General features: G+C 60.2%; 14 protein-coding genes. 3 read left to right on the top strand and 11 right to left on the bottom strand.

Going from position 1 to position 21,625, the window contains the following annotated elements:
* Positions 1–351: 351 nt before the first annotated feature.
* Positions 352–2,190: a sigma-54-dependent Fis family transcriptional regulator gene (locus A8O26_RS09460; protein ID WP_064117771.1), complete on the top strand. Its 1,839-nt coding sequence runs from the start codon at positions 352–354 to the stop codon at positions 2,188–2,190.
* A gap of 175 nt (positions 2,191–2,365) precedes the next feature.
* Here A8O26_RS09460 and A8O26_RS09455 read toward each other — a convergent pair whose 3' ends face one another.
* The 3 genes from A8O26_RS09455 to A8O26_RS09445 form a co-directional block, all read right to left on the bottom strand.
* Entirely contained in the window at positions 2,366–3,583 is a 1,218-nt protein-coding gene (locus A8O26_RS09455; RefSeq protein WP_064117770.1) for an MFS transporter, read from the bottom strand.
* A gap of 586 nt (positions 3,584–4,169) precedes the next feature.
* The gene (gene cysS, locus A8O26_RS09450; protein WP_064117769.1) at positions 4,170–5,552 is read right to left on the bottom strand and encodes a cysteine--tRNA ligase; all 1,383 of its coding nucleotides are present in this window, start codon (positions 5,550–5,552) and stop codon (positions 4,170–4,172) included.
* Positions 5,553–5,573: 21 nt separating this feature from the next.
* On the bottom strand, positions 5,574–7,274 hold the full coding sequence (locus A8O26_RS09445) for a glutamine--tRNA ligase/YqeY domain fusion protein (RefSeq protein ID WP_064117768.1): 1,701 nt from the start codon (positions 7,272–7,274) through the stop codon (positions 5,574–5,576).
* A 249-nt stretch (positions 7,275–7,523) separates the two neighbouring features.
* On the opposite strand from A8O26_RS09445, the gene A8O26_RS09440 reads away from it, so the two are divergent.
* Both A8O26_RS09440 and lpxH read left to right on the top strand, forming a co-directional pair.
* Positions 7,524–8,030, top strand: a complete 507-nt coding sequence (locus A8O26_RS09440) for a peptidylprolyl isomerase (protein WP_064117767.1) — start codon at positions 7,524–7,526, stop codon at positions 8,028–8,030.
* Positions 8,027–8,773: a UDP-2,3-diacylglucosamine diphosphatase gene (gene lpxH, locus A8O26_RS09435; RefSeq protein ID WP_064117766.1), complete on the top strand. Its 747-nt coding sequence runs from the start codon at positions 8,027–8,029 to the stop codon at positions 8,771–8,773. Before A8O26_RS09440 ends, lpxH begins: the two co-directional genes overlap by 4 nt.
* Before the next feature lie 180 nt (positions 8,774–8,953).
* Here the strand turns inward: lpxH and A8O26_RS09430 are convergent, their stop codons facing one another.
* The 8 genes from A8O26_RS09430 to A8O26_RS09395 form a co-directional block, all read right to left on the bottom strand.
* Entirely contained in the window at positions 8,954–10,483 is a 1,530-nt protein-coding gene (locus A8O26_RS09430; RefSeq protein WP_064117765.1) for a DHA2 family efflux MFS transporter permease subunit, read from the bottom strand.
* 141 nt (positions 10,484–10,624) lie between these two features.
* Positions 10,625–11,827, bottom strand: coding sequence for an HlyD family secretion protein (locus A8O26_RS09425; RefSeq protein ID WP_008082123.1), 1,203 nt, complete (start codon positions 11,825–11,827; stop codon positions 10,625–10,627).
* A 15-nt stretch (positions 11,828–11,842) separates the two neighbouring features.
* Complete coding sequence (locus A8O26_RS09420) at positions 11,843–13,312, bottom strand: efflux transporter outer membrane subunit (protein ID WP_064117764.1); 1,470 nt, start codon at positions 13,310–13,312, stop codon at positions 11,843–11,845.
* A complete protein-coding gene (locus A8O26_RS09415) occupies positions 13,302–13,784 on the bottom strand; it encodes a MarR family winged helix-turn-helix transcriptional regulator (RefSeq protein ID WP_064117763.1) in 483 nt (160 codons plus the stop codon). Before A8O26_RS09415 ends, A8O26_RS09420 begins: the two co-directional genes overlap by 11 nt.
* Before the next feature lie 255 nt (positions 13,785–14,039).
* On the bottom strand, positions 14,040–15,359 hold the full coding sequence (locus A8O26_RS09410; protein ID WP_064117762.1) for a DUF308 domain-containing protein: 1,320 nt from the start codon (positions 15,357–15,359) through the stop codon (positions 14,040–14,042).
* A gap of 118 nt (positions 15,360–15,477) precedes the next feature.
* Complete coding sequence (locus tag A8O26_RS09405) at positions 15,478–19,152, bottom strand: translocation/assembly module TamB domain-containing protein (RefSeq protein WP_064117761.1); 3,675 nt, start codon at positions 19,150–19,152, stop codon at positions 15,478–15,480.
* Complete coding sequence (locus A8O26_RS09400; RefSeq protein ID WP_064117760.1) at positions 19,149–20,876, bottom strand: autotransporter assembly complex protein TamA; 1,728 nt, start codon at positions 20,874–20,876, stop codon at positions 19,149–19,151. The genes A8O26_RS09405 and A8O26_RS09400 overlap by 4 nt, the downstream gene beginning before the upstream one ends.
* A 66-nt stretch (positions 20,877–20,942) precedes the next feature.
* Positions 20,943–21,593, bottom strand: coding sequence for a GNAT family N-acetyltransferase (locus A8O26_RS09395; protein WP_007912451.1), 651 nt, complete (start codon positions 21,591–21,593; stop codon positions 20,943–20,945).
* Between the last annotated feature and the right edge of the window lie 32 nt (positions 21,594–21,625).

The raw sequence follows: 21,625 nt of genomic DNA, 5'->3' as shown, positions 1-21,625 counted from the left end.
GAGTCAAGCGACCTGTGCACGGGAGCGAGTTTCGTGCCAGAAACGGCAAGTGGTTGATTTGGCGTGAAAATCGCTGAAAGCGCGGGGATTGAGCGTTCATTGCTGAACACATTTGAACAGTTGGGCGATTGACAATGAACAATAGTGAACAACACTCTATGGACTCATTTCGGTGAACACCGGAGATCCTGTGGGAGCGAGCTTGCTCGCGAATGCGGTGTGTCATTCAACCGATTCGGTGACTGATCCTCCGCTTTCGCGAGCAAGCTCGCTCCCACAGTTGATCTGTGTGGTGCTCAGGATTTGGGTTCATAACAACAATAAAAATCGCTGCATCAGAGGCCCACTGCCATGGCCGCACCTGCCCCGCCGCTGTCCCACGACGCGATCGTCCAGACGTCCTGGCAACGTTGCCGCGCGTTCGGTCTCGACCACCAGAGCACGCCGGCCTTCGATCAATTGCCCGCTGCCGGCATCGCCCATCTGCTCGACAGCCATCATTCACTGGTGCAGACCACGCACCAGGAAGTCCTGCCCTATTACGAAAACATCCTCAGCAACTCCAACTGCCTGATCATGCTCGCCGACAATCAGGGCCAGGTGCTGACGTCGTGGGGCACGCAGCGCTTTATCGAGCCGAGTCTGGCCCGTGGATTTCAGGCCGGTGCGAGCTGGGTCGAACGCACCAGCGGCACCAACGCGATCGGCACGGCGCTGGCGTGCGAACAAGCGGTGCACATTGAACACGATGAACATTTTCTGAAAGCCAACCGCTTCATGACCGGTTCCGCCGCGCCGATTTTCGACGCCGAGCGCAAGGTGATTGCGGTGCTCGATGTGTCCAGCGACAGCTATCTGCCGCCCTCGCACACGCTGGGCATGGTCAAGATGATGAGCCAGACCGTGGAGAACCGGCTGATCCTCAACCTGTTCCATGGCCAGCACTTTCAACTGACTTTCAACACCGGATTGAACAACCTCGACAGTCAGTGGGCCGGATTGTTGATCTTTGATGAGAGCGGTCAGGTGCTGTCGGCGAATCGGCGGGCCGACAATCTGCTCGGCGTGCGTTTGTCGCGGGTCAGCGTTGAAAGTCTGTTCAAGGTTTCACTGCTGGAGCTGATCAATCAGCCCGACGGCATGCCGTTTGCCTTGCAGACCTCCGGGCGTAACCGTTTTCAATGTTTGTTGAAGCGGCCGAAGCAGGCGTCGATTCAGCCTCGCGTTTTTGCTGCTGAACCGAAAACCGCCGCGCCCACCGCCATCAGCCTCAACACCCTGCACTTCGGCGACAGTCGCGTGGAAAAAGCCGTGCGTCAGGCTGAGCGTTTGCTGGAGAAAGACATTCCGCTGCTGATTCACGGCGAAACCGGCGTCGGTAAAGAAGTCTTCGTCAAAGCCCTGCACCAGGCGAGTTCGCGCAGCAAACAGGCGTTCATTGCCGTCAACTGCGCGGCGATCCCCGCCGAACTGGTTGAGTCGGAACTGTTCGGGTACGAGAAAGGCGCGTTCACCGGCGCCAACCAGAAAGGCAGCATCGGCCTGATTCGCAAGGCGGACAAAGGCACGTTGTTCCTTGATGAAATCGGCGATATGCCGTTGCCGACACAGGCGCGATTATTGAGGGTATTGCAGGAGCGTTGCGTGCAGCCGGTGGGCAGCAGTGAGTTGTTTGCGGTGGATTTGCGGATTATCTCGGCGACCAACCGCTCTTTGCGTGAACAAGTGCAATTGGGGCGGTTTCGGGAGGATTTGTATTACCGCATTGGTGGACTGACGCTGGAACTGCCGCCGCTGCGGGAGCGCAGTGATAAGGAGGCATTGTTTAAACGGTTGTGGGAACAGCATCGTGAGCCGACGCAGTGGGCCGGGCTGAGTCAGGAAGTGTTGGCGTTGTTTGAAAGGCATCCGTGGCCGGGGAATTTACGTCAGGTCAGCAGCGTGATGCAGGTGGCGCTGGCCATGGCCGAGGAGCAACCGGTGAGGCCGGAGCATTTGCCGGATGATTTTTTTGTGGATCTGGAGATGGAGCCGGTGGAGAGCGCGGCGCCGTTGGGACTGGACTTGAATGATGTCGAGGCGTTGAACCGGGAGTTGAGGGCTTGCGGGGGGAATATTTCGCATTTGGCGCGGCGGTTGGGGGTGAGTCGGAATACGCTTTACAAGCGGCTGCGGCAGATTGAAGGTTGAGTGAATCCCGTTCCCCTCACCCCAGCCCTCTCCCTCCGGAGAGGGAGCTGACCGAGGTGTCTGGCGCTGGACATCGACCTGAAACATCGTGGCGATTATGGATTCGGCGCAAATCGCTCAGGTCGGTGTATTTCTTGAACATCCCCCAATCAGTCCCCTCTCCTGCGGGAGAGGGCTAGGGTGAGGGCGAAAATTCCGGCTCAACCTGCACAGCCGAAGCCGCCCCCAATGTGCGCAATCCCACCAGCACAACAACCACCATCATGATCCCCGCGCCAATCGCCACGCCGAACCCGGCCCGCGCGCCCCAGGCATCGATAACCAGCCCCGCCAGCATGCCGCCCAGCGCAACACCAATGCTGATACCCGTGGTCATCCAGGTCAGCCCTTCAGTAATCCTCGATGGCGGGATGATGATCGTCCCCAGCTTCATCACCACGACCATCGTTGGCGCAAACGAGATGCCGGCGATAAACAGCGTCGCTGTAAGGACATAAACGTCCGCTGCAAAAATCGGCAACACGCCGGTCAGCGCCGTGACCAGAATCCCGATCAGAAACTGTTTTTCGATCGCCAGCGAAACCCTCATCGCGCCGAACGTCAGGCCCGCTACCAGCGAACCGAACGCATAGGCGGCGAGGATAAAGGTCGCCGACGCTGGCCAGCCCTGCGCATTGGCGAACGCGACGACGGCGACATCGATTGCTCCGCCAATGACACCCATCGCCAACAGCGCCAGCACAATGGTGCGTACACCGGGAATCAGCAGGGTTGAGCCGCCATGACTGGCGTGGCCCACGACAACTTTAGGTTCAGTCTGGCGTTGCAAGAGAAACGCCGTCACCCCGACAGCCAGCAATCCGACCGCGACCAGTGGCCCGGCTTCGGCGAAAAAGCTCACGCTCAAACCGATCGCCAGCGGCGGGCCGACGATGTAGGCCATTTCGGTGAGGACCGTGTCCAGCGAGAACGCCGTGTGCAGTTGCGGCTTGCCTCGGAACAGTTGCGTCCATCGCGCGCGGATCATCGACGGCATGCTTGGCATCGTCCCCGCCAGTGCCGCCAGAACAAACAGCAGTGCGGCAGGTGCGCGCAAATAGACGGCGATGATCAGCGCCAACAACATGACAATGCTGAACGCGGTGACGACGGGCAGCACGCGACTCTGACCATGTTGATCAACCAGTCTGGAGATGTGCGGGCCGAGCAGCGCATTGGCCAGAGTGAACGTACCGGCCACGGCGCCGGCCAGCCAGTACACACCGGTTTGCTCAACCAGCATGGTGATGATGCCGATGCCGATCATTGCCTGCGGTAACCGCGCGATGGAGCTCGCGAGCACTAACCCGGTGGCGCCGGGGGTTGTTAGCAGCTCGCGATAGTGATTAGCCATGGTGTTTCCCTTACATGATCGTCGCTGCTCAGCATCCGGCTGAACGCGTTGCCGACATCAAGACCTACGCGAACGTCAAAAGCAACCCTCACCCCAGCCCTCTCCCGGGGGGAGAGGGAGCTGACCGAGGTGTCTAGCGTTGTGCATCGACCTGAAAAAACCAGTCGATTATGGATTCGAAGCAGGTACAAGCCGGCGTATCTCTTTGACACCCACCCCTCACCCCAGCCCTCTCCCGGAGGGAGAGGGAGCTGACCGAGGTGTCTAGCGTTGTGCATCGACCTGAAAAAACCAGTCGATTATGGATTCGAAGCAGGTACAAGTCGGCGTATCTCTTTGACACCCACCTCTCACCCCAGCCCTCTCCCGGAGGGAGAGGGAGCTGACCGAGGTGTCTGGCGTTGTGCATCGACCTGGAAGATTGTGTCGATTATGGATTCGGAGAGAAACTTTCAGGTCGGCGTATTTCTTGAGCATCCCCCATTCAGTCCCCTCTCCCCCTGGGAGAGGGTTAGGGTGAGGGGCTTTTCTCGCGGCCAAACAAAAACCCGCACACGGCGGGTTTTGTCTGTAACAGGTACGGCTCTCAGTCAGCCAGACGCCAGGTCGTCCCACCCTTGCCATCTTCCAGCACAACACCCATCGCCGTCAGTTGATCACGGATACGATCCGACTCAGCCCAATCCTTCCCGGCCCGTGCCGCCAGACGCGCCGCAATCAGCGCATCAACCTCAGCCGCATCGACACGCCCTTCAGCGCCCGCCTGCAAGAAGTCATCGGCCTCCAACTGCAACACACCCAACACGCTCGCCAGCTCTTTCAGACGTGCCGCCAGACCTGCCGCTGCATCGAGATCGCTCTCGCGCAGACGGTTGATCTCACGCACCATTTCAAACAGCACCGCGCAGGCTTCCGGCGTACCGAAGTCGTCGTTCATCACCGTGGTGAAACGCTCAACAAACGCTTCGCCGCCAGCAGGCGCCACAGTCGGCAGGCCTTTCAACGCGTGGTAGAAACGCTCGAGTGCGCCCTTGGCGTCCTTGAGGTTGTCTTCCGAGTAGTTGATCGCGCTGCGGTAGTGGCTCGACACCAGCAGGTAACGTACGACTTCCGGGTGGTACTTTGCCAGCACGTCGCGAATGGTGAAGAAGTTGTTCAAGGACTTGGACATCTTCTCGCCATTGATGCGAATCATGCCGCAATGCATCCACGCGTTGGCGTAGGTCTTGCCGGTGGCCGCTTCGCTCTGGGCGATTTCGTTTTCGTGGTGCGGGAACTCGAGGTCGCTGCCGCCGCCATGAATATCGAAGGTCTCGCCGAGGCAGCAGGTGGACATCACCGAGCACTCGATGTGCCAGCCCGGACGCCCGGCGCCCCATGGCGATTCCCAGCTCGGCTCGCCCGGTTTGGTAGCTTTCCACAGGACGAAGTCCAGCGGATCCTGCTTGGCTTCGTCGACTTCGATCCGCGCGCCGATGCGCAGGTCTTCGATCTTCTTGCGCGACAGCTTGCCGTAGCCCATGAACTTGGCGACGCGGTAGTACACGTCACCGTTGCCCGGGGCGTAGGCGTAACCTTTGTCGATCAAGGTCTGGATCATGCTCAGCATGCCCGGAATATGATCAGTGGCACGCGGCTCCATGTCTGGCTTGTTGATGTTCAGGCGCGCTTCGTCTTCGTGCATCGCGGCGATCATGCGCTCGGTCAACGCTTCGAACGATTCACCGTTCTCGTTGGCGCGGTTGATGATCTTGTCGTCGATGTCGGTGATGTTGCGCACGTAGGTCAGGTCGTAACCGCTGAACCGCAACCAGCGGGTCACCAGGTCGAACGCGACCATGCTGCGACCGTGGCCAAGGTGGCAGTAGTCGTACACGGTCATCCCGCAGACGTACATGCGCACCTTGTTGCCATCGAGCGGCTTGAAGACTTCTTTGCTCTTGGTGAGCGTGTTGTAGATCGTTAGCACGTTATTTCCCTTGACGCTGAATCACTGGCCCCACGAATCACGCAGGGTCACGGTACGGTTGAATACCGGCTGACCTGGTTTCGAGTCCTTCAAATCGGCGACGAAATAGCCTTCGCGCTCGAACTGGAAACGGTCTTCCGGCTGTGCATTGCCAAGCGATGGCTCCGCACGACAACCGGTGAGTACCTGCAGCGAATCAGGGTTGATGTTGTCGAGGAAACTCGCGCTGTCTTCAGCCTTCTCAGGGTTGGCCGAACGGAACAGGCGATCGTACAGACGCACTTCGCACTCGATGCTGGCCGCGGCCGGCACCCAGTGAACCACGCCTTTGACCTTGCGGCCTTCCGGGTTTTTACCGAGGGTTTGCGGGTCGTACGAGCAACGCAGTTCGACGATGTTGCCGTCGGCGTCCTTGATCGCTTCGTCGGCACGGATCACGTAGCTGCCGCGCAGACGTACTTCGCCGTTCGGCTCCAGGCGCTTGTAGCCCTTTGGCGGTTCTTCCATGAAGTCATCGCGGTCGATGTAGATTTCACGGGCGAACGGCAGCTTGCGCACGCCAAGTTCTTCTTTCTGCGGATGACGCGGCAGTTCGAGGTTCTCGACCTGGTCTTCCGGGTAGTTGGTGATCACGACTTTCAACGGACGCAGCACGCACATGGCGCGCGGGGCGTTGGCGTCCAGGTCCTGGCGGATGCTGAACTCGAGCATGCCGAAATCGACCACGCCATCGGAACGGTTGGTGCCGATCATGTCGCAGAAGTTGCGGATCGAAGCCGGCGTGTAGCCACGGCGGCGGAAGCCCGACAGCGTGGACATGCGCGGATCGTCCCAGCCATTGACGTGCTTTTCATCGACCAGTTGCTTGAGCTTGCGCTTGCTGGTGATGGTGTAGTTGAGGTTCAGACGGCTGAACTCGTACTGACGCGGGTGCGCCGGCACTGGCAGTGCGTCGAGGAACCACTCGTACAGCGGACGATGGCTTTCGAACTCGAGGGTGCAGATCGAGTGGGTGATGCCTTCGATGGCGTCCGACTGACCGTGGGTGAAGTCGTAGTTCGGGTAGATGCACCACTTGTCACCGGTCTGGTGGTGATGGGCGTGGCGGATGCGATACATGATCGGGTCGCGCAGGTTCATGTTCGGCGAGGCCATGTCGATCTTCGCGCGCAGCACGCGGGCGCCATCGGCGAACTCACCGGCACGCATGCGCGCAAACCAGTCGAGGTTCTCTTCCACCGAACGGTCGCGGAACGGACTGTTCTTGCCCGGCTCGGTCAGGCTGCCACGGTATTCCTTGGCCTGCTCGGGGGTCAGGTCGTCGACGTAGGCCTTGCCAGCCTTGATCAACTCGACGGCCCAGTCGTGCAACTGGTCGAAATACTGCGAGGCGTAGCGCACTTCGCCGGACCATTCGAAGCCCAGCCATTTGACGTCGCTTTCGATCGCGTCGATGTATTCCTGGTCTTCCTTGGCCGGGTTGGTGTCGTCGAAACGCAGGTGCGTGACGCCGCCGAACTCCTGGGCCAGGCCGAAGTTCACGCAGATCGACTTGGCGTGGCCGATGTGCAGGTAGCCGTTGGGCTCAGGCGGGAAACGGGTGACGATCTGCGTGTGCTTGCCCGAGTCCAGGTCTGCCTGGATGATCGGCCGCAGGAAATTGACCGGCACGGCAGGGCCGGACTTGGCATTCGAGGTAGGGTCGACAGTGGGCTTGCTCATAGGATCCTTGACTTACAGGTGCGCGGCCGCAGAGGGGCCAGACAAAACAAAGCCGCTATCATAGCCGATGCTGTCAAGGGGCTGACAGAGCACGGCCTATAAAGGAGCGCATTTAATCGCCGGGAATTGAAAAACAGCCTCGAAATTCGCGTCTGTCACGCTAAACTGCGCACCTTGGCCGAAGCAGGCTGAACCGGTTGTGGGGCTGAATGTCCCAGAACCACGAATTCCTTATAAAGAGTAGCGATCATGACTCAAGTTAAATTGACCACCAATCATGGCGACATCGTCATCGAACTGAACGCTGACAAGGCGCCGATCACCGTCGCCAACTTCATCGAGTACGTCAACGCCGGTCACTACGAAAACACCGTTTTCCACCGCGTCATCGGTAACTTCATGATCCAGGGCGGCGGTTTCGAGCCAGGCATGAAAGAAAAGAAAGACAAGCGTCCAAGCATCCAGAACGAAGCGGACAACGGTCTTTCCAACGAGAAGTACACCGTTGCCATGGCTCGCACCATGGAGCCGCATTCGGCTTCCGCGCAGTTCTTCATCAACGTTGCCGACAACACCTTCCTCAACCACAGCGGCAAGAACACTCAGGGCTGGGGCTACGCGGTATTCGGTAAAGTCACCGCCGGCACTGACGTTGTCGACAAGATCAAAGGTGTTTCGACCACTTCCAAGGCCGGCCACCAGGACGTACCAGCAGACGACGTGATCATCGAGAAAGCCGAGATCATCGAAGCGTGATATTGCTGATTTCAGACTTGCATCTGGAAGAGGAGCGCCCGGACATCACCCGGGCGTTTCTGGATTTGCTCGCCGGACGCGCCCGCTCGGCGAGTGCGTTGTACATACTCGGCGACTTCTTCGAAGCGTGGATTGGCGACGACGCCATGACGCCCTTCCAGCGTTCCATCTGCCAGGCCCTGCGCGAATTGAGCGACAGCGGCACGGCGATTTTTCTGATGCACGGCAATCGCGACTTCATGCTCGGCAAGGCCTTCTGCAAGCAGGCCGGCTGTACGTTGTTGAAGGATCCGAGTGTCGTGCAGTTTTACGGCGAGCCGGTGCTGTTGATGCACGGCGACAGCCTGTGCACCCGCGACGTTGGCTATATGAAGCTGCGCCGCTATCTGCGTAACCCGATCACCCTGTTTATCCTGCGCAACCTGCCGCTGAGCAGCCGCCATAAACTGGCGCGCAAACTGCGCAATGAGAGCAAGGCACAGACGCGGATGAAGGCCAACGACATTGTCGATGTCACGCCGGAGGAGATTCCGCGGATTATGCAGGAATACGGGGTAAAAACCCTGATTCATGGGCACACCCACCGCCCGGCGATTCACAAGCTGCAGCTCGGTGAGCAGGCGGCGAAGCGGATTGTGCTGGGGGATTGGGATCGTCAGGGGTGGGCGTTGCAGGTGGATGAAAGCGGCTACGCCTTGGCACCGTTCGACTTCGCCCCGCCGCTGGCTTTGCCGCACGGCTGAAGATCGCCACCCCCTCACCCCAGCCCTCTCCCCCAAGGGGGCGAGGGGGAAAGGGAGCCGATCTCTATGCTTTTCAAAACCTGAGTTCGGCTCGGTATCGCAAGTCGGTGTACTTCGAAAGAACACCTCAATCAGTCCCCTCTCCCTCCGGGAGAGGGTTAGGGTGAGGGGCTCTTGACCTTAGTGCCCGGAAGCCGCCGGCCCTGCCTTCGCAGCAAACGGCGGTTTCGCCAGCCACACAATCAGAATCAACCCCATAAACCCCCAACCCAGCAACGTGAAGTAATCCACGGTGGAGAGCATGTACGCCTGACTGGTCAGCACATGATCGAGTTGCGCATACGCCGGGTTACTCGCCCCGCCCAACTGATTCAAGGCTTCCCGCGTGGCCGGCTCATAGGTGCTGATGCTCTCACTCATATACGCATGATGCTGATCCGCCCGGCGAATCCAGATCCACGTGGTCAGCGACGCCGCAAAGCTACCGCCCAACGTCCGCAAGAATGTGGCAAGACCCGCGCCATCGGCAATCTGGCTCGGCGGCAAGTCCGACATCAAAATGCTCAAGGTCGGCATAAAGAAAAGCGCCACACCAATGCCCATGAACAACTGCACCAGCGCGATGTGCTGGAAATCCACTTCATTGGTGAATCCGGCACGCATAAAGCAGCTCAAGCCAATCGCCAGAAACGCCAGCCCGGCCAGTAAACGCAGGTCGAACTTGTTCGCGTACTTGCCGACAAACGGCGACAGCAGCACCGGCAGAATGCCGATCGGCGCCACGGCCAGACCGGCCCAGGTCGCGGTGTAGCCCATTTGCGTCTGCAACCACTGCGGCAGGATCAGGTTGATGCCGAAGAACCCGGCGTAACCCAGTACCAACACCAGCGTGCCGATGCGGAAGTTGCGATAGGCAAACAGCCGCAGATTCACCACCGGGTGCTGATCGGTCATTTCCCAAATAACGAACACTGCCAGCGCGATCACCGAAATCGCCGCGCCGATGATGATGAAGTTCGACTCGAACCAGTCCAGATCATTGCCCTTGTCGAGGATCACCTGCAACGCGCCGACGCCGATAATCAGCGTGATCAGGCCGACGTAATCCATCGGCTGACGGCTGGTTTCCACCGGACGTTTGGCCAGTTGCGAACGCACCACCATCACTGCAAAGATGCCGATCGGCACGTTGATAAAGAAGATCCACGGCCAGCTGTAACTGTCAGTAATCCAGCCACCGAGAATGGGACCTGCAATCGGCGCGACCACCGTGACCATCGCCAGTAACGCCAGGGCCATGCCGCGCCTGGCGGGCGGATAAACCGCGATCAACAGGGTTTGCGTCATCGGGTACAACGGCCCGGCGACCAGGCCTTGCAGCACACGGAAGCCGATCAGTTCCGGCATCGACGTCGAGATACCGCAGAGAAACGAGGCCAGCACGAACAAAATGGTGGCCCACAAAAACAGCTTTACCTCGCCGAAACGGCGGCTGAGCCAACCGGTCAGCGGCAGCGCAATCGCGTTGCTCACGGCGAACGAGGTGATCACCCAAGTGCCCTGCTCCGAACTCACCCCAAGGTTGCCGGAAATGGTCGGCAGCGCCACGTTGGCGATGGTGGTGTCGAGCACTTGCATGAACGTCGCCAGCGACAGGCCGATGGTGCTGAGCAACAGGCTGGGCGGCGTGAAAGAGGCGTTATTGCTCATTGTGAATCCTATGAAACCCAGGTTGACGCCGCCCTCTTGTGGGAGCGAGCTTGCTCGCGAAGGCGGCCTGTCAGACAAAACAATGCTGAATGACACACCGCTTTCGCGAGCAAGCTCGCTCCCACAGGGTCAGGTGTGATCTCAGCGTTGCGCGGTTTTGCTCACCGCAGCGCTGTTGTCGTGGATCAGCTGCGCAATCATCGCGTCGGCTTCGGCCAGTTGGCGGTCGTAGACGTTGGTGCTGAACGAAGCCTTTTGTGGAGGCTGCTGTGCCAATACCGGGCCGCTCTGGTCGTGCAGGTTCACTTCAACATTGGTCGACAGACCGACGCGCAGTGGATGTTTGGCCAGTTCTTCGGCGTTGATGTGAATCCGCACCGGCACACGCTGAACGATTTTGATCCAGTTACCGGTGGCGTTCTGCGCCGGCAGCAAGGCAAACGCGCTACCAGTACCCGCACCGAGGCTGTCGACAGTGCCGCTGTACTTCACGTCGCTACCGTAGATGTCGGATTCGATATCGACCGGCTGACCGATGCGCATGTCACGCAGTTGGGTTTCCTTGAAGTTAGCGTCGATCCACAGCTGATCCAGCGGAATGACCGCCATCAACGCCGTGCCCGGCTGCACACGCTGACCGAGTTGCACGGTGCGTTTGGCAACGTAACCGGTGACTGGCGCGATCAAGGTGCTGCGGGCATTGGTCAGGTACGCCTGACGCAAATCGGCAGCGGCCGACATCACGTCCGGGTGCGACGACACCACGGTGTCATCGACCAGCGCGCTGGTGGTTTTCAGTTGCTGTTTGGCGTTGGCCAAGGCGTTTTGCGCCGAGGTCAGGTCGTCGCGAGCGTGGGACAGTTCTTCCTGGGAAATCGCCCCGCCCTGCGCGAGGTTTTTCCGGCGGTTGTAGTTGTCCTGGGCTTTCTGCACTTCGGCCTGTTGCGCGTTGACCTGGGCTTTCATGCCATCAACGTTGCTGTACAAGCCGCGCACCTGACGCACAGTGCGCGCCAGTTTCGCCTGCGCACTTTGCAGGCCGACTTCAGCGTCGTTCGGGTCGAAGTTGATCAGCACCTGGCCTTCGTGAACCAGATCACCATCGTCAGCACCGATACTGACCACAGTGCCGGTCACCAATGGGGTGATTTCGACGACGTTACCGTTGACGTAGGCGTCGTCGGTGCTTTCGTTAAAGCGCCCGATGAACTCGTGATACGCCCAGACGCCGGCGCAGGCGAGCGCGACGACAACGGCGAGCACCAGCAGCATGACTTTGCGTTTGCGCGGGTTGCCGGTGTCCGGGGTGTTGCCTTGAGCTTGGGTATTTTCGGCAGTGGCCATGACAATTACCTTGAATTAGTTGTGCGGCGTGGCTGGGCTGGCGTTGGCTGCGGTCAGGGTTTCGCCCTGGAAGCCGCCGCCCAGCGCTTGCATCAGTTGAATCGACAGGTCGATCTGCTCGGCATTGAGGGTGGCCAGTTGACGCTGGGCCTGCAGCAATTGCTGCTCGATGCTGAGCACGTCCAGGTAGTTGCCGATGCCGGAACCGTAACGCTGGACGACGGTGTTGTAAGAATCCTGAGCGATGTCGGTGGCGTGTTGCTGGGCACCGATCTGCCGGCCGATGTCACGCAACTGGTTGATCGTGTCGCTGACAACGCCCAGTGCTTTCACCAGGCTTTTGTTGTACTGCGCCACCGCCAGATCGTAATCGGCGTCGCGCGCATCGAGGTTGGCGCGCAGGCGTCCGCCGTCGAAGATCGGCACCGAAATGGTCGGGGCAATGTTGAAGAAGCGACTGGCCGAACCGAACATCGCGTCACCCAACAAAGATTCGGCACCGGCCGAGGCCGTGAGGTTCAAGTTGGGATAGAACTGGGTTTTCGCCGCGTCGATGTCTTTGCTCGCTGCCTCGACGCGCCAGCGCGCGGCGACCAGATCCGGGCGCCGACCGAGCAGCTCTGCCGGCAATACCGACGGCACGGCAACAGCGCTGGCTTGCAGCACTTTTGGCCGGGCAATTTCGTTGCCGCGATCCGGGCCTTTGCCGAGCAATACAGCCAAGGCAATCTTGGCGCTGTTCAGGCGTTTTTCCGCATCGATCAGGCTGGCTTCGGAGCTGGCTTCAAGGCTTTGTGTTTGCTGGAACTGGTACTGGCTATCGATGCCGGAACTCAGGCGACGCTGGCTCAGGTCGAGCATTTGCTTGGTGCGCTTGAGGTCGTCGTTGGCCAGGTCATAAACGATATGGGCCTGACCGAGATCGCTGTAGGCACGCGCAACATCGGCGGCCAGCGTCAACTGCGCGGCCTGACGATCGACTTCAGCGGCGCGGGCCTGACCGAGTGCGGCTTCCCAGGCATCGCGCTGGCCGCCCCACAGGTCGAAGTTGTAATTGAAACCGGCGCTGACGTTACGCACGGTGGCGTAGGCATCGCCCTGCCCCAACGGATCCTGATCCTTGGCCAGACGCGAACGGCTGATGCCGGCGCTGGCGTCGAGGGTCGGATAGCGTGCGGCATCGGCGGCATAAGCCGCGGCGCTGGCCTGATGGGCGCGCGCTTCAGCGATTTGCATGTCCGGGCTGTCGTGCAGGGCTTCGCGGATCAAGCCGTCGAGTTGCGGATCGCCAAGGCTGGTCCACCAGTCGCTTTTCGGCCAGGCGGCTGGCGACAGGGTTACGCCGTTGAGCGATTGGCCGACTTTCAGGCTTTTCGCGTCAAGGTTCTGGCCATGGGTGTCGAGGCCGCTGTAGTTGGCGCAACCGGCGAGGATCATCGCCGACAGCACCAGCGTCAGGCTGCTGCGCAAGGTTTTACCGCTCATTGTGTTCACCTAAGCGCTGGATAGTGATCGGGTCACCGGCTGCCAGCAGAATTTTCTTGAGGATGTATTCCAGGGTCTTCAACTCGTCCGGGGTGACGGCGCCCGCCAGTTCATTCATCGCGTCGGCGCCGATGTGCGGCAGGCGATCGGCCAGTTGCTGGCCTTGCTCGGTCAACTTGAGTTGCACCTGGCGGCGATCGCCTTCGCTGCGGTGGCGTGCCAGGAAGTCTTTCTGCTCCAGACGATCAAGCATGCGCGTCATCGAACCGCTGTCCAGCGACAGGTGCCGGCACAGTTCGGCCGGAGTATCGACGCCGTACTGGGCCATGATGATCAACACCTTGAACTGCGCGGCGGTGATGCCGTGGGGTTCCATGTGGGTGTCGATGATCCGGTCCTTGAGCAGCGCAGCACGGCCAAGCAACAGGCCGAGATGGCAGTGTTTGAATTCGTCCGGGGTGAAATGCTTCATTTGCTCACCTAATAACTGCCTAGGCAGTGAATGTATGTCGAGATGTTACTGCCTAGGCAGCGAATGTCAATGGAATAGTTAGGAGGCTTGGTAATTAGTTGACCAATGGGCTGGGTTTTTGTGGCGCCCGCGCTGACGCTTTCGCGAGCAAGCTCGCTCCCACAGGGTCATGCGTCAGCCAAACAATATTGGCAACGACACAAAACCTGTGGGAGCGAGCCTGCTCGCGAAGGCCGCGACTCGGTACAGGATTGATCAGGATTCGTCGGAAGGCTGCGCAGGTGGCGGCTGCACCGGATGCACCTCACGCCCGCGCAAGGCTGTCGCCACATACCCAAAGGCACGCTTGCTCACCGCATAAATGCTGTGCCAACCCGGCGGTGCCGGCTCGATGGCAGCATGCAACGCTCGCGCATAGTCGAGCACCAGCCCGGGCGTCCAGGCCATCACCTCGGCGCGCTTGCGCACTTGCGCGGCAACCCAGAACTCGGGGCTGAAAATGACTCGGGCAAAATCCAGCATGCTCGAGTGCCCCCGGTTCATCGCCCCTTCCAAAGCCGCTTCGAGGCTATGAGCGACAGCACTGGAACAATTGCGGCTGGTCAGGTTGTACGTGCTGTTCTGCCGATACTCCGTCCAGAACGCATGCAGGCGCCGGGCGTCGTAGTGGGCAAAACTGACCTGCACCGAAGACGGACACCAGTCCGCCACCTCGCCCGCATAGTCGGGCAGAAACCTGCCGGCGACATCGTTGTTCGGCGTCGCCCGCAGCAAGCGCACGAAATCCCCCGCTGAACGATCGATGTCATCCTGCGGGTAATGGCTGATGTAAATGTCCGGGCCACATTCCAGCGCCGCATGGCCGGCGGAGATCACGCCGTTGACGTCGACGGCTGCGATGTAGCGGTTGAGCAGGCGATTGCGCACCAAAGTGTCATCAACGGTGCCGCTGGGGGTCCAGACGTGAATCACCAATGCGCCGCTGCTGGCCGGCGCACTGACTGACAAAGGGCTTGTCAGCGGCGGCTGGTGTTTGAAGCGCACCGCTTGCCGCAACAAGGCGCAACCGGTGAGAAACAGGCTCATGCCGATGCAGAACGGCACCGTGCCCTTATACAGCGTCGGATACGGCTCAAGGATAAACACGCCAAAGCCGATTTCGAACAACCCCGCCAGCAGCGACACCTGCCAACCGACAAAGCGCACCACCACCGCAGCCGCCAGCCGAAAGACCCCGTCAATGATGAAAGCCCCGCCAAACAGCACCGCCAGAATCAGCCCGGCAGCATGTTGCCGGTCGACGATCAGCAGTCCCAGCAAGAGAAAAGCCAGACCTCGCGCTTTGCGCAGGGCCGCAGCGGTGCCGGTTTGCGGTGCCGGCACCAGCAGCAGAATCAGGGCTTCGAGCAACAACAGATAGCCGAAAAGATGCAACGGGAAATACAACACACCGTCCAGCGCATCAATGAAGATGCCCACACCGGCCGCGCCCCAGACAACGCCCGTCAGCGCCAGCGCGGACCAACGCTTGCGGACAAAGTCGTGACCAAGCAAGACCATACTCAAGCGGACCATAGGCGTCTCTGTTGTTTTCGGGCAGCCGCCAACCGCGCAGCTTTCAAGTTGCGCTGAGTCTAATGCATTCTGCAAAAGCCGGATCGCAACGACGCGACCCGGCCGGGGGAAACGCGCGTCAGAAGTCGCGTTTGTAGAAGATATCCAGCGAACTCGCGACGCCACTCGCAGCCTCGACATACACCTTCTTGCTCAGCTTGTAGCGCAGCGCAATGGTGCTGGCCGGTTCAAACACGCCGACGCCATAACGCAAACTGAGCTTCTCGGTAATATTGCCGCTGGCCACCACGCTGGTGGCATCGCCGCTGCCTGCAGTGTCGAGCTGGAAGTCCTGAATCCCCAGATCCTTGGCCAAACCGCTGGTGACCCCGGAACTGCCCATCAAGCCCAACCCCAACGCCGCTTGCGCGAGCATGTTGTTGTCTTCGCCATTGGTGCTCAGCGGACGCCCGAGCACCAGATAGGACAGCGCCTGCTCCTGACTCATCGCCGGCTCGGAGAAGATCTGCGTGGTCGGCTGCTCGGCGCTGCCGCTCAGGCGAATACCGGCGATCACGTCGTCGGTCTGGCGAATCGCTTCGATGTCCAGATACGGCTGATCGAGGGGGCCTGCAAACAACAGCCGCGCACGGCGCACTTGTAGGCGCTGACCGTAGGCACTGTAACGGCCGTCGTTGAGCCACAGTTCGCCACGGGTGTCCATGTTGTCGCCGATGTGCACATGGCCCTGCACGTTGGCGGTCAGACCAAAACCGGCGAAGGCCAGTTTGTCTTCACCGACCACCACGTCGATGTCCATTTTCATCGCCAGCGGTGGTTTGCCCTCTTCGGTCTGCGCGCCGACGATGATCGTGTCATCGGAGACTTTCACCGTTGAGGGTGGCAATTCACGCACGGTGATTTCGCCTTTGGGCACCAGCACTTTGCCGGCGATTTTCAGCTCGTCGCCAGCCATGGAAATCTTCAGGTCCGGCGCCACTTCAAGTTTCGCGTACGGCTCGACGGTGACCGGCAATTGCGTGCCTTTCAACGCCAGATCGACCACCAGCGCCTGACCCCAGGCGATGTTGCCGTTAAGGCTGCCCTGCCCGCTCTTGCCACTTTTCCAGCCGCCGTCGAGGCGTACCGATTCGCCGGCAATCAGGGCGGTGAGTTGCAGGTTCTGCAACTCCATCGGCAACTCGGCGCCGGACACTTCGCCGTCGCTGAGCTGCACGGTGCCGTTGACCAGCGGCGCCAGCAGTCCGCCGGAAATCGTCCCGCTGCCGTTCAGGCGCCCGGTGAGTTTTTCGACCATCGGCACAAACGGCCGCGCCACCGAAAGGTCCAGCCCGGAGAGCCGGAACGAGCCGCTCAGCGGTTTGTTTTTCGGCAGCGGATTGAGCTGCGCTTGCACCATCAATTCGCCGAGTTTGCCGCCGACGAAATTCAGTTCGGTATCGACGCGTTTCGGCGTCAGTTTGCTGGTGAGTTTCAGGGTCTGGTACGGGAAGTCCAGCCACTGATCCTTTTCCTTCATGCGCAAGGTGCCGCCGCTGGCGTCAATGCTGACCACGCCGTTCGGGCCGCTGGCCGGCAGGTCAAGTTGCAGATCGGCGTTGAGCTTGCCCTTCCAGGCAAAATCTTTCGGCAACCATTGCGCGAGACTTTCGATCGGGAACTGCTTGAGGTGGTAGCGCAGTTTCGGCTCCGGCATCAGCCGTTGATCTTCACCGCACAGGCTGGCATCGCCGGATAACCAGCAATGCGCGCCGAAGTTGATTTTGCCGTCAGCCAGACGTTCGAGTTTGACCGGATTCTGCAATTTCCAGTCCTGGCCACCAGCCTGAATATCGCCGCTGGCCAAGCGTCCGCGCCAGTTGCCTTTATCCAGATTGCCGTCCAGACCGAGGGCCAGTTTAAGTTGCGGCCCGATCAGGTCGAGGTCGAGTTTCTGGCTCTTGAGGTCGCCCTGAGCGCTGACGGTCAGCGTGCCCAGCGAGGTGTCACCGGCCTGAATGCCGGCGCCTTTCAGATTGATTTTCGCCCGCTGCGCACTGTCGAGGGTGGCGTCGAGGTTGAGGCTTTGCAGGCGGTTGTCCTGGAACGCCAGTTGCGAACCTTGCAGGTCGAGTTTGCCTTGTGGCGCCTTCAGCGTACCGGCCACATTGACCTGACCGTTGACCTGCCCGCGCAGCTGCGGCCAGAGCTGGGCCAGACGCGACAGCTTGATGTCGATCTGCCCGGTAAGTTTCTGTTGCAGACTGCCCTTGCCGCTGATGCTGTTGTCGCCGAGGCGGATTTGCAGGGCATTCAGATTCCATTGTTCGCCAGCGCCGTCAGCCTTGGCCTGGAGGATCGCCGGTTGCCCGCGCAGTTTGCCCTTCAAGTCGAGGTCAGCGGTGAGGCTCAGGCGTTCGTTCTTCATTTCGCCTTGGCTTTTCAGCGGCCCTGCGAGGGTGCCCGGCAACTCGGCGACCCAGTACGCCGGGTTCAGCGCCGACAAATCCAGCGCGGTGTCCCAGGCAATGCCGTCGGCGAACTGTACGTTGACGTGACCTTCAGCCTTGCCCTGCCCGGCTTGCATTTTCAATTGCGGCAAGGCGATCTGTTTAAGGCTGCCGCTGAACGGACTGCTCAGGGTAAACGCCCCGGCCGGACCATCCAGTGCGGCGTCGAAGTTACCGAGGTATTGCCCGTCGGTGTAGGAGACTTCGCCAGTGAAGCTACGCAAAGCGACTTGTGGCTCGTCGATTTCGTTATAGAGCCGATGCCACGGGAAATCCTGCCAGTTGATATTGGCTTGCGCGCTGAGGCCTTTGCTCCAATCGACGCTGCCAGTGAACTTCAGGCTTTGCTTGTCGTTGGCCGTCAGGTCGAGGCCGGCAATCTGCGCGCCGCTGGCGTCGACTTTGCCTTTGAGCAGCAGCGCCACCGGGCCTTTGTCGGCGGGCAGCGTGGCGTTGCCGTTGAGTTGGTAACCGTTTTTCAGGTCGCCTTCGCCGGTCAACACCAGTTGATTGAGTTGCAGGGTGTCCGGCAGATCGGCGCTCGCTTTGAACGCCTCGGAAGTGATGCGCACCTTGGCCGGCAGGTTTTCCGCCAGCGGTTGCAGCTCGCCGCTCAACTGGCCGTCGAGGTAACCCCGGCTGTCGGCGTGCAGGTTGAGGGTTTTCAACAGGTCGCCGTCGATCTTCAACGCCAGTGTCCAAGGCCCCGTGCCCGGCGAAGGCAATGTCAGGTCACCGGCGATGTTCAGCGGCCAGTTGCCGGTCGGCGCGAGTGTTCCGGACAGGTTCAGGCTGAGGTCGTCGCGCTGCAATTTGATGCTTTCAATCTGCATGCCCTGGGCGGTCCAGTGCGCCGCCAGTTGCAAGCCCTTGAGTTGCTCGCTGCCGTTGAACAACAGGCTGCCGACCTGCACGTCGCCCAACTCGATAGCCACCGGCAATTGCAGATCCGGCAGTTTGATCGGACCGCTGTCGGTGGTTTCTGCACTCGGCGGGAATTGCAGGATGACCTGATCAGCTTTGAGTTGCTCGATGCACAAGGTCATGCGCGTCAGGCACAGCGGCGACCAGGCGAAAATCGCCTTGTTCAGTTCGACGCGGCTGCTGTCCTGTTGCCACAGCAGATGATCGGCGCTCCATTGCCCGCCGAGGCGACCCTGGAAATTCTCGACGCTGAGGCCCGGCACGAGGCCCAGCACCCAGCGGCTGCCGGCCGCCGTACCGAGCACGGCAGTGACACTCAATACAATCAACAACACCAGCGCCAACAGCGTCAGTGCCGTTATTTTCAAACCACGCTTCACAGCTCAGGCCCCATGGAAAAGTGCAGCCGGATGCCGCCATCGTCGTCGAGTGCGTGGGCCAGGTCGAGGCGGATCGGCCCCACCGGTGAAACCCAGCGCACGCCAATACCGACCCCGGTCTTGAGGTTCGGCAGTTCGAGTTTGTTGAAAGAGTTGCCTTGGTCGACGAAGGTCGCCACGCGCCATTTCTCGGCGATCGAGTATTGATATTCGACGCTGCCGGCGACCATGTAACGCCCGCCGATCCGGTCACCGTCGGAGTTTTTCGGCGACAGGCTCTGATAGTCGTAACCGCGCACACTCTGATCGCCACCGGCGAAGAAACGCAGTGACGGTGGCACCGAGTTGTAGCCGTTGGTGGCGCTGCCGCCGACCTGGACGCGACCGAGGAAGCGGTGTTTGTCGAATACCGTGGTCAGGCCTTTGACCAGCGCGGTGCCATATAAAAGGTTGTTGTCCGAGCCGAGGCCTTCCTTCGCCAATTTGCTTTCGAAGCTCAGGCGATAGCCGTTGTGCGGGTCGATGCGGTTGTCGCTTTTCAGGTACGAGTAGCTGATGCCGGGCATCAGCAACGTGCTCAGGCCGGAGTCATCGCCGAGTTCATATTCTTCACGCTGCCATTTCAACGAGATCACCCGCTGCCAGCCGCTGGGCAATTTGCTGTGCCATTCCGGGCCGAAGGTCAGCAGTTTGCTGAGCGTGTCGGAACCGTCGATGTCTTCGAATTGATAGCCGCCGGCCCAACGCAATTTGTCGGTCAGTGGTGGGTCGAGCGGGATGTCGTAGAACAGCCCGACGTTTTGTCGTGGCGCTGACAGTTCGGCTTCCCAGCCATAGCTGTCGCCCTGCGGGTTGACCCAGTGGCGCGTCCAGTTGGCCTTGATGCGCGGGCCGACGTCGGTCGAATAACCGAGGCCCAGGCCCATGGTCCGTGGTTTGCGCGTGTCGAGTTTGACGTCGACCGGGATGACATCGTTTTTCGCCGCGGTCGGTGCGGCATCGACGCGCACGCCTTCGAAATAACCGCTCGATTGCAGATCGCGATTGAGTTCGGCGATCAGCTCGGAGTCGTACGGCTCGCCTTCCTTGAACGGCACCATGCGTTGCAGCAAGTCTTCGTCGAACGGCGTGTCGCCTTCGAATTTGACTTTGCCCAGCGCATAACGCGGGCCGCTGTCGTAGATCAATTCGACGTCGGCCACACCCGCGCGCGGGTCGACCAACAGTTTTTGGCTGGTGAAATGGCCACTGAAGAAGCCGAAGCGCGAGGCCTGATTCTGAATAAGTCTTTTGGCGTCTTCGTAACGGCCATGGTTGAGCACCGCGCCGGACTTGAGCACGTCACTTTTCGGTACACGAAAGGATTTGAGGGAGGCAGCCGGGCCGTCGACACGAATGGTGACGTTGCGCAGGCGAATCGGCTCGCCGGGATCGATGTTCAACACCAGGCGCGGCTTGTCGCCACCCTTGACGTCACTTTCAATCTGCGGCTGGTAATAGCCCAACGCCTGGGCTGCCTTGCGCGCCTGCTCTTCGGCACCGCGACTGAAGCGCTGCAGGGCTTCTTCGTCACGGTCGCCGAGACTGCCGATATAGCCTTCTATATTGGCCTTGAGTTCATCGTTGGACGGTTTGATCCGCACATCCAATTCACTTTGCGCCAGCGCCGCGCAGCTGGTTAACAGCATGAGCACGCCACTGGTAAATCTTCCTGGAAACTTCATAGGCGCGGATGCTATCACGGGCTTGGGAGCGTGATAGAACAGGAAATTTCCCAAGAAGTTTCATTGTCACGCTGTTGCAGTTTGTAACACCTGCGGATTGGCGTGGAAAAATACGTGTTCACGCACCGGGCCGACGGCAACTTCGCCGATCTCTTCGTAACCCTGCCTTTTATAGAATTCCAGATAGCGCGGGTTACCGGTGTCGAGCACCACGCCTTGCGAAGTTTCGTCGACGGCGCACCAGTTGTGTACGGCCGTCAGCAGTTGTTCGCCGAAGTGTTTGCCCTGAAATTGCGGGTGAATCCCCAGCAGCGGCAGCATATGCACGGAATCACTGGGCACGCAGGCCGCGACCGCGTCGTGGTATTCGAGATAGCGGCGGGTGCAGCGGAAACCGGTGCTGAGCACCATGCGCAGGCGCCACGCCCAACTTTCGGTGATGCCCAAACGGCGTTGCGGCGGCGCGATCAGGGCGATGCCGATCAGGCGATCGTTGACCAGCAGGCCGATGGCCGGCAGATCCTGCAGGAAGTGTTGCTTGACCAGTTCGCGCACCGTCGCCCGCACGCGTTGCTCGTAGCCTGGGCGCTCGGCTTCGAACAGGTAGCCGAATGTCGGCTCGTGGCGATAAGCCTGATAAAGCAGCGAGCGGGCTTCGCGGGAATAGCCGCGGTCGAGCATATGAATGTCGGCGATGGCGGTCTGGGTTTCAGGCATGACGGTGATTCTCCCCGGGGCGCGTTCAAATG

The organism is Pseudomonas fluorescens (assembly GCF_001648775.1).
In the GTDB taxonomy this organism is placed as follows: Bacteria; Pseudomonadota; Gammaproteobacteria; order Pseudomonadales; family Pseudomonadaceae; genus Aquipseudomonas; species Aquipseudomonas fluorescens_M.
Note: the sequence above shows the minus strand (reverse complement) of the source record. Positions and strands in the feature narration are given on the sequence as shown.

Coding starts and splice junctions, on each gene's coding strand:
- A8O26_RS09425 (WP_008082123.1), bottom strand. CDS start 11,827: ATGGCCACTGCCGAAAATACCCAAGCTCAAGGCAACACCCCGGACACC.
- A8O26_RS09445 (WP_064117768.1), bottom strand. CDS start 7,274: ATGAGCAAGCCCACTGTCGACCCTACCTCGAATGCCAAGTCCGGCCCT.
- A8O26_RS09400 (WP_064117760.1), bottom strand. CDS start 20,876: ATGAAGTTTCCAGGAAGATTTACCAGTGGCGTGCTCATGCTGTTAACC.
- A8O26_RS09460 (WP_064117771.1), top strand. CDS start 352: ATGGCCGCACCTGCCCCGCCGCTGTCCCACGACGCGATCGTCCAGACG.
- A8O26_RS09455 (WP_064117770.1), bottom strand. CDS start 3,583: ATGGCTAATCACTATCGCGAGCTGCTAACAACCCCCGGCGCCACCGGG.
- A8O26_RS09420 (WP_064117764.1), bottom strand. CDS start 13,312: ATGAGCGGTAAAACCTTGCGCAGCAGCCTGACGCTGGTGCTGTCGGCG.
- A8O26_RS09440 (WP_064117767.1), top strand. CDS start 7,524: ATGACTCAAGTTAAATTGACCACCAATCATGGCGACATCGTCATCGAA.
- A8O26_RS09395 (WP_007912451.1), bottom strand. CDS start 21,593: ATGCCTGAAACCCAGACCGCCATCGCCGACATTCATATGCTCGACCGC.
- A8O26_RS09415 (WP_064117763.1), bottom strand. CDS start 13,784: ATGAAGCATTTCACCCCGGACGAATTCAAACACTGCCATCTCGGCCTG.
- A8O26_RS09430 (WP_064117765.1), bottom strand. CDS start 10,483: ATGAGCAATAACGCCTCTTTCACGCCGCCCAGCCTGTTGCTCAGCACC.
- A8O26_RS09410 (WP_064117762.1), bottom strand. CDS start 15,359: ATGGTCCGCTTGAGTATGGTCTTGCTTGGTCACGACTTTGTCCGCAAG.